The following is an 8,315-nucleotide window of genomic DNA, read 5'->3' on the forward strand; positions in this document are numbered from 1 at the left end:
CCCGCTACGACAAGACCGCAACCTCATACACCGCCGTGGTCACCATCGCAGCACTCCTGCTCTGGCTCTAGGCGACCACTATGAAGACAGGCCCTAGCGGATGCGGCGGCGGAGGGCGGGGTCGATCTTCACGTTGCGCCCGGCGTCCGGCGGCACCACGACCTCCTGGCTCGCCGCCACGCCGCCGGCCAGCAGGTCGACGTCCACCGGCACCGTACGCTTCACGACCGCGAGGGCGATCGGGCCCAGCTCATAATGGCGGGCCGACGAGCCCACGAAACCGATCTGGCCGGGCTCGGCGGAGCCCTCCACGGCGGCCTCCGGCTCGGCCTCGACCGGCGTCCCGACGCCGAGGGTCAGCGGGGCGCCGTGCGGGGGCAGCTCGTCCACACTGCCGTCGAGATGCAGGAAGACCAGGCGGCGGGGCGGATGGCCGAGGTTGTGGACGCGGGCGACCGTCTCCTGCCCCCGGTAGCACCCCTTGCTCAGGTGCACGGCCTCGTCGATCCAGCCGACCTCGTGGGGGATCGTCTTGTGGTCGGTCTCGAACCCGAGCCTGGGCACGTGCGCGGCGATGCGCAGCGCCTCGTAGGCCCACAGACCGGCGGGCCGCAGGCCCAGCGCGTCCGGGAGGCCGCTCAGCCGCTCACGCGGCACGAGCAGGTCGCCGCCGATCGCGACGGCTCCCTCCACGGGTGCGCCGGCCCCTTCCACGGGTGCGCCGGCGGCCCCGGCGCTCACGGCCGGCGGGGGCGGGGCGAGCGAGACCACCGCGTAGTCCGAGGTGACGTCGGCGACCTCGACACGCAGCATGAACCGCATCTTCTCCAGGAAGGCGACCAGCTCGGCCGAGGTGCCCGGCTCCACGTGGGCCCACACGGCCTCGCCGTCGTCCACGAGCGTGAGGTGGTGCTCGACGCGGCCCTGCGGGTCGAGCAGCAGCGTCTGGGTGGGCGTGCCCGGCTGGAGCGTGTCGAGCTTCTGCGAGCTGAGGCTGTTGAGCCAGCTCAGCCGGTCGGGCCCGGCGATCCGCACGACCTCGCGGTTGCTCCGGTCGACCAGCGCCCGCCCGCCGGCCAGCGCGCGCTGCTCCGCGTAGGGATCGCCGTAGTGGGCCGCGACCGTCTCGTCCGGCGCCTGCGCGGCCACCGCGCCGGGTGTGTCAAGCAAAGGGCTCCGCATGCGTTCAAGGCTATTCGGTCCCGTACGGCCGACGTGGCGGCGGCGGGCTCACCTGTGGACAACACGCGGCCTGTGGACGACGCCTCATAGCTGTGGACGCCTCAGACCTGTGGCGCCTCAGACCTGTGGACGCCTCAGAACGGCACGCGACGGACGGCGACCAGCGCCACGTCGTCCTCGCGGGCGCCGAAGGTGGCGATCAGCCGGTCGCAGAAGCCCTCCAGGTCGTCACCCACGTCCTCGGCCTGCTGGCGGGCGACCTCCAGGCTCTCGTCCAGCAGTTTGTCGCGGTCCTCCACCAGCCCGTCGGTGAACAGCAGGACCGTGGCGTCCTCGGGCAGCCGGACCCGGTCCACCCGATAACGCTCGTGGGCCACGCCGAGCAGCAGGTTGCCGAACCTGTGGTACGCCGCCCCCTTCCCGGCCAGCAGCGGCGGGATGTGCCCGGCGTTGACGATCTCACTCTCCCCCGTCGCCGGGTCGATCAGCATCAGGCAGACGGTCGCCGTCATGCTGGGGTGGTAGCGCCGCAGGACGGCGTTGAGCAGGCTCATCGACTGGGCGGGATCGACGGTGTCGATCACCGACGCCCGCAGCGCGTTGCGCAGCTCCGCCATCACGGTGGCGGCGTGCAGCGAGTGGCCCTGCACGTCGCCGAGCGCGACCAGGACCCGGTCGCCGAGGGGCAGGACCTCGTAGAAGTCGCCGCCCACCTCCACGTTGTCCACCGCCGGCTGGTAGCGCACGCTGATCCGCAGGCCGGGGATCTGAGGGATCTCGGCGGGCAGCAGGCTGCGCTGCAGCGTGAGCGCGATCGTGTGCTCCTCCGCGTACGCGCGGGCCGCGTCGACCGCCAGCGCCAGCGCCTGGCCGAGCTGCCGCAGCAGGCTCAGCTCCGCACCGTCGAGCGGCGATCCCGTCTCCACCCCGAGGAAGACCGGCGGCCGGCCCGTCTTCGTACGGCACAGCACGCCCGACACGCGCGCGACGACGTCGCTGTCGGGGACGACGCGAGCCCAGGTCGCGTTGTCGATCTCGAACGTCTGCACTCCGGGGAACTCGCCGATCGAGATGGCGCTCAGCCGCTCCAGCGTGTCGGGATGGACCGGCCTGGCCGCCGCGCGCTCGGCCGGCCGGGCGGCGAACCTGCGCAGCCGACCGTCCGGCGCGATCGCCAGCACCCGCGAGTAGCGCTCCAGCAGGCGGGAGCAGCCCTCGGCGGCCACGGACAGGAGCCGTTCGAAGTCCTCCGCCTGGTTCATCTCCAGCGTGATCTCGGCCAGCTCGCTCAGCCTGGCCGCCATCCGCTCGGCACGCTGCCGCGCCCGGTAGTAGCGCAGGGTCGCCCGCACCGTCGCGGCGAACTCGTCGGGCTGGATCGGCTCCGAGAGGTACGCGTCGGCTCCGCGTTCCAGCCCCTCGGCGCGGTCGGCCGGGCTGACGGCGTTTCCGGACACCTGGATCACCGGGATCGAGGCCGTCTCCGGGTCCGCCTTGATCTTCTCGCACACCTCGATGCCGTCCACGTCGGGCATCCGTACGTCGAGGATGACGAGGTCGGGCTTGAGCGCGCTGACGACGGCCAGCGCCTCCTCGCCGCCACCGGCCTCGACGACCCGGTGCCCGCCGCGGCGCAGCCAGCTCGCCAGGATGTAGCGCTTGGTGGGGACGTCGTCGACGACCAGCACCGTCGCCGCGGCGTCAATCATGGGTTCCACTCCCGTCACCCTCACCGCCCCCGGCCTTGTCGCGTACGGCCTCCCGGATCGCCTCGAGAAGCTGGTCCCTGCGCAGCCCGTGCTTCGACAGCACCGGGTGAGTCGCCCCCGGCTGCTCGGACACCACGGACACGACGATGGCGGGGATGCCGTGCAGGACGTCGTCCTCGGCCATCCTGTGCAGCAGCGCCGTGCCGTCGAGGCGCGGCATGAGCAGGTCGACCAGGACCACCTCCGGGGGCCGCTCACGCATCAGGTTCAGCGCCTCGATGCCGTCGGCCGCCTCGTCCACCTCGGCCGCGAAGCCGAAGAGCATCCGCCGGGCCACCGAACGGAACCCCGCGTCGTCGTCGGCCACGAGCACCCGGCCCACCTCCGGAGTGACCATCCGGTGCGGCACCCGCAGTGTGGCCGTGGTGCCCTCGCCCGGCCTGCTCGCCAGTTCCAGCGTGCCGCCGAGCGCCTCCGTCAGCCTCCGGGCGTACGGCAGGCCGAGGCCGGTGCCCTTCGCCCTGAGCTGCAGCGCCCCGGGCACCTGGAAGAACTCCTCGAAAACGCGCTCCAGGTGCTCGGGGGGAATGCCCACGCCGGTGTCGGTGACGGTGAAGACGACCTCGGCCATCGCGGCGTCCACCACGGCCGACAGCCGCACCTCGCCGTACTCGGTGAACTTCAGCGCGTTCGACAGCAGGTTGCGCAGGATCGTGGTCAGCATCGTCTCGTCGACGAACATCTCGCCGATCTCGTCCGACACATCGACCGACAGCGTGACCCCGTCGGCCGGCCCGGCGGGCTGGAGCGTCATGCGCAACCCCTCGGCCAGGGCGACCACGTCCACCATCGACGGATGCGGGTCCAGCCGCCCGGACTCGGCCTTGGCCAGGTCGAGCAGCTCGCCCACGAGCGCCAGCAGGGTCTCCGCGGAAGTGCCGATGAGGGTGATCTGGTGCTCCTGCTCCTCGCTGAGCGGTTCCGCGCCCGAGCCGAGCAGCAGCCGGACCAGCCCGATGATCGAGGTCAGCGGCAGCCGCAGCTCGTGGCTCACGCTGGCCCAGAACCGCTGCCTGGCCTCGGCAGCCTCCCGGAGCTGGGACGACTTCTCGTCCAGCTCGGCGTAGAGCGCCACGACGCCGCGGTTGGTCTCCTCCAGCTCGGCCGACAGCTGGTTGTACAGCGCCAGCACGCCCTGGTTGGTCTCGGCCAGCTCCGCGTTGAGCCGAAGCACCTCCTCCAGGGTGCCGGCCAGCTCCCTGTTCTGCTCACGCAGCACGTCCAGGGCCGTGGTGGACGGCGTCAGGCGGGCCAGCTCCTCGCGGATGCCGTCGATCGACAGGCGCCCCCGTTTTCCGGAGACACCGTGCTCGGGCACCCGCTTCACCAGCGTGACGCGTCTGTCCTCGGCCGAGAGCGCGACCTCGTCTACCAGGCGACCGGCAAGCTTCACGCCCTCGCTCTGCCGCACGTCGGCGCCGTCGAGATAGTCCACGGTGATGACCAGCCGGTCCTCACGCAGGTCGAAGACGACGGCGCTTCCGGCGCCCCGCGCCAGCGCCTCACGGCCGATCTCGCTGAGCGCCGTCGCCACCCGGATCTGGTCCTGGGATTCCAGCCCTGCCAGCTCGGCGATCCGGCGGCCCAACTGCCGTACGGCGAAGACGTCCTGGTCCCTGCAGATCTCCGCGCGGGTGAGCACCTCGCCCATCACTGCCCCTGTTTGACGGTCACGACGCAGGCGTCGTCCCTGCGGCTGCCCGCGTCGCGCAGCAGGGTCGCGCCCACCACGGCCGGGGAATGCGCGAACAGCCCGGGGAAGGAGGCGGGGTCCCAGCGGTCGGTGAGACCGTCGGAGTGGAGCACCACCGTGGCGTGCGGCGGCAGCGCGTAGTCGTACTGCTGGGGACGCCTGCCCTTGTGCCCGGCGATGCCGGGCAGCGAGATCATCCCCTGGCGGCCTTCGGCGTGGGCGATCCAGCCCGAGATGTTGCCCAGCCCGGCGAACGTGACGCTCTGGCGGCCGACCCGCACCACCGCGACCGCCCCGCCCCGGGTGTGCCCCAGCCCCCGGTGCAGGCGTTCGAGGGCGGCGGCTGGAGGGGCGTGCGGATCCTCCATGAAGATCCGTACGGCCTCGCGGGAGGCGTGCGCGGCGAGCCCGCCGTGGCCGAGCCCGTCGCAGACGAGCACGCTGATCGCGTCGCCGTCGTCGGCGAAGGCGAAGGAGTCGCCGCACACGCTCTCCTCGCCGATGGGACGGCGCAGCCCGCTGACCCGCAGCGGCGGGCCGGGCAGGCCATCCGGGGTGAAGTGCAGGACCAGCACGGTGCCCCTGCCGGGCACCGAGTAGACGTCCCAGCCGGTGGCCATGCGGGCGATCGCGCCGAGGCCGATGCCGAGCGTGCCCGAGGTCGAGTAGCCGTCCCGCAGGGCGCGGGCGAGGTCGGCGATGCCGGGGCCCTTGTCGACGGCCACGAGTTCGACCGCGCCCGGCCGCTCCACGTGGGGGCGTACGAGCACGGCGCCCTCCACCGCGTGCTTGACCAGGTTCGAGACCGCCTCGGTCACCGCCACCGCGACCTGGCCGGTGCGGCTCTGGTCGAACCCGGAGGCCGTGGCCAGCGCGACGGCCGTCCTGCGCACCGCGCCGATCACACTCGGATCGGCGGTGGAGACCCAGACGTCCTCGTGCCGGTGCGTCATCGTCATGTCACCGCGCCCACTCAATCACCGGGCCCACTTGGTCACCGTCACGCGGGTGCCCTCGCCGGGTGCGGAGACGAGGTCGAACTCGTCCACGAGCCGCCGCGATCCGCTCAGCCCGAGTCCCAGCCCCCCGGCGGTGCTCCAGCCCTCGGTCAGCGCCTGATCGACGTCCGGGATGCCGGGCCCGTCGTCGCTGAACACGAGCCGCAGCCCGGGCCGCCGCCCGCCTTCAAGCACCTCGATCAGCACCCGGCCGCCCCCGGCGTGGACGAGGGCGTTTCTGGCCAGTTCGCTGGCGGCGGTCACGATCTTCGTCTGATCGACCAGGGAGAGCCCTATCTCGGCCGCGAGGCTTCTGACCTGCTGACGTACGACCACGACGTCACCGTTGGTGGCGATGGGCAACTCCCGGGGCGCGCTCACCCGGCGGCGCCCCTGACATGCTCCAGCATCGCGACGCCCTTTTCCAGGTTGAGAGCCGTGCGCACACCGCCGAGCGACAGGCCCAGCTCGACCAGTGTGATCGCCACCGCGGGACGCATGCCGACCACCACGGTCTCCGCGTCGAGCATCCGGGTCATCGCCGCGATCGTGGAGAACATCCGGCCGATGAACGAGTCGACGATCTCCACGGCCGTGATGTCGATGATGACCCCCCGCGCTCCCGAGGAGACCACCATGTCTGCCAGGTCCTCCTGCAGGGCCAGCACGCTCTGGTCGTCCAGGTCGATCTGGATCGAGACGATCAGGATGTCGCCGAGCTTGAGAATCGGCACACGTTCCATCAGGCGCGCTCCGCCCTGACCGCGACCCGCGTCCGCGCGGCGCCCGTGATCTCCACCCCGCTCCGGCTCAGCGCGTACGACAGCGCGTCGGCCAGCGAGGCCTTGGTGACGATGTCGCCGAACTCGATGCCCAGCGTGACGATCGTGTGCGCGATCTGCGGGCGGATGCCGGAGATCACGCATTCCGCGCCCATCAGGCGGGCCGCGACGACGGTCTTGAGCAGGTGCTGGGCGACCTGCGTGTCGACGGCGGGCACACCGGTGATGTCGATGACCGCGTGCTCCGAGCCCGTGTCGACCAGGGTCTGGAGCAGCTTCTCCATGACGACCTGGGTGCGGGCCGAGTCGAGCGTGCCGACGAGCGGCACGGCGACGATGCCCTCCCACAGTTTCACCACGGGCGTCGAGAGCTCGAGCAGCTGCTCCGTCTGATCAATAATGATCTTCTCTCGGGCGGCGGTGTAGCTCTCGAAGGTGTACAGGCCGAGGTCGTCGACGAGCCGGGAGAACCATACGAACCCGCGCAGCGCCTCCGGGCCGCCGTCGGCCTCGGCGACCTCGTACAACGCCTCCTTGAGGGAGAACACGAGCCGCGCGGTGTCGGAGGGCGTGTGGCCCTGCCGGACGCGGGCGCGGGAGAGCTCGGCGAGCAGCCCGCGCACGTCGGCGAAGTCTCCGTCCGCGCTGCTGAGCGCGGTACGCAACGCCTGGTAGAGGTCACGGAGTTCGCCGGGAGACGCTCCGGACAATTGGGTCCACCGCTGGAGCAGCCGCTCCTCGCTGGACAGAAAGAGATCAACTATGCGCCGCCTGGCGGCCTCCGCGGGAACGGTCACCCTCATCTCCTGACGATCGGGGTGGTGCGCCACTCGTCACGCTACCGGCAACAGGGCAAAGCTCCCAAAACGGACCAGAATAGTCAAAGGCGACATTTTCGGCAATGGCCGAAGACGGTGAGATGGCGGACGTCGGTGGCGAAGCCCAGTTCCGCGTCGAGGGTCGAGACGAGGCCGTCCACCATCTCCGGGGCCACCTCGGTGACCTCGCCGCAGCCCCGGCAGACGAGGTGGACGTGGTCGGCCTCGGAGGCGAGGTGGTAGGTGGGAGCGCCGTGCCCGAGATGGGTGTGCGTGACCAGCCCCAGCTCCTCCAGGAGTTCGAGGGTCCGGTAGACGGTCGAGATGTTGACACCTCTGGCCGTCTGCTGCACGCGGGAACAGATGTCCTCGGGCGTGGCGTGTCCCAGCTCGGTGACCGCTTCCAGCACGAGCTGGCGCTGGGGGGTGATCCGGTAGCCGCGGGCCCGCAGCTCCTCGTGCCAAGTCTCGGCCATGCCCAGAGTTTAGGCCGTCCGCGGAGAGATCTCCCCGGCTGTCGCGAGAGGGCGCGAACTTCGTCGGATTAATCGTTTGCCCGCGCGTGGGGCGCTCGCATAGCGTGAAGGCACGCAGAAGGGAGGTGGTCCAAACAATGGTTGATCATTCTTGGGCTAGCGAGGTGGCTGTCCGCTAGGACTCGTCCATCTGGACCTTCCGTCTGGATGTCGGACGACGTCCTGGCGAATCCTCAACAGACACCGGAACCCCGGGCAGCCGGCGGCCGTGGACTTCCGTCCCCGGCCATGGTCCAGCCGGCCCGCCTCGTCAGGAGGCGGAGCGCGCCCGGGGTTCTTTCTTGTCCTGCTCTATCCCTCGAAGTTCTATTCGGCGACGTTCTACTCGTCGAAGTCGCCGACCCGCTTGAGCTCCGCCGAGGCGTGCGACTGCAGCGGATGCCCCATCGCCGACATGTCGTAGGCGTACATGAGGTTGCCGTTGACCAGGCCGTAGAGCCGGTGGCCCGCGTTGTACTCCTTCTACTCGTCGAAGTCGCCGACCCGCTTGAGCTCCGCCGAGGCGTGCGACTGCAGCGGATGCCCCATCGCCGACAT

General features: G+C 71.0%; 8 protein-coding genes and 1 pseudogene. All 9 read right to left on the reverse strand.

Annotation, left to right across the window (positions count from 1 at the left end):
- Positions 1-93: 93 nt before the first annotated feature.
- Positions 94-1,182, reverse strand: a complete 1,089-nt coding sequence (locus tag B1L11_RS43240) for a folate-binding protein YgfZ (RefSeq protein ID WP_079320949.1) — start codon at positions 1,180-1,182, stop codon at positions 94-96.
- A 134-nt stretch (positions 1,183-1,316) separates the two neighbouring features.
- Positions 1,317-2,891 (reverse strand): fused response regulator/phosphatase, encoded by a 1,575-nt coding sequence (locus tag B1L11_RS43245; RefSeq protein ID WP_079320950.1) that lies wholly within the window; start codon positions 2,889-2,891, stop codon positions 1,317-1,319.
- Positions 2,884-4,602: an ATP-binding protein gene (locus B1L11_RS43250; RefSeq protein WP_079320951.1), complete on the reverse strand. Its 1,719-nt coding sequence runs from the start codon at positions 4,600-4,602 to the stop codon at positions 2,884-2,886. Before B1L11_RS43250 ends, B1L11_RS43245 begins: the two co-directional genes overlap by 8 nt.
- Positions 4,602-5,603, reverse strand: coding sequence for an ATP-binding SpoIIE family protein phosphatase (locus B1L11_RS43255; RefSeq protein WP_079320952.1), 1,002 nt, complete (start codon positions 5,601-5,603; stop codon positions 4,602-4,604). The genes B1L11_RS43250 and B1L11_RS43255 overlap by 1 nt, the downstream gene beginning before the upstream one ends.
- A gap of 18 nt (positions 5,604-5,621) precedes the next feature.
- Complete coding sequence (locus B1L11_RS43260; RefSeq protein WP_079320953.1) at positions 5,622-6,023, reverse strand: anti-sigma regulatory factor; 402 nt, start codon at positions 6,021-6,023, stop codon at positions 5,622-5,624.
- The gene (locus B1L11_RS43265; protein ID WP_179155589.1) at positions 6,020-6,385 is read right to left on the reverse strand and encodes an STAS domain-containing protein; all 366 of its coding nucleotides are present in this window, start codon (positions 6,383-6,385) and stop codon (positions 6,020-6,022) included. The genes B1L11_RS43260 and B1L11_RS43265 overlap by 4 nt, the downstream gene beginning before the upstream one ends.
- Complete coding sequence (locus tag B1L11_RS43270) at positions 6,385-7,227, reverse strand: STAS domain-containing protein (protein ID WP_079320956.1); 843 nt, start codon at positions 7,225-7,227, stop codon at positions 6,385-6,387. The genes B1L11_RS43265 and B1L11_RS43270 overlap by 1 nt, the downstream gene beginning before the upstream one ends.
- A 77-nt stretch (positions 7,228-7,304) precedes the next feature.
- Positions 7,305-7,718: a Fur family transcriptional regulator gene (locus B1L11_RS43275; RefSeq protein ID WP_079320954.1), complete on the reverse strand. Its 414-nt coding sequence runs from the start codon at positions 7,716-7,718 to the stop codon at positions 7,305-7,307.
- 381 nt (positions 7,719-8,099) lie between these two features.
- Positions 8,100-8,228 (reverse strand): annotated as a pseudogene (locus B1L11_RS43280) (FABP family protein); the annotation flags it as partial.
- Positions 8,229-8,315 lie beyond the last annotated feature (87 nt).

The organism is Microbispora sp. GKU 823, from assembly GCF_002027145.1.
In the GTDB taxonomy this organism is placed as follows: Bacteria; Actinomycetota; Actinomycetes; order Streptosporangiales; family Streptosporangiaceae; genus Microbispora; species Microbispora siamensis.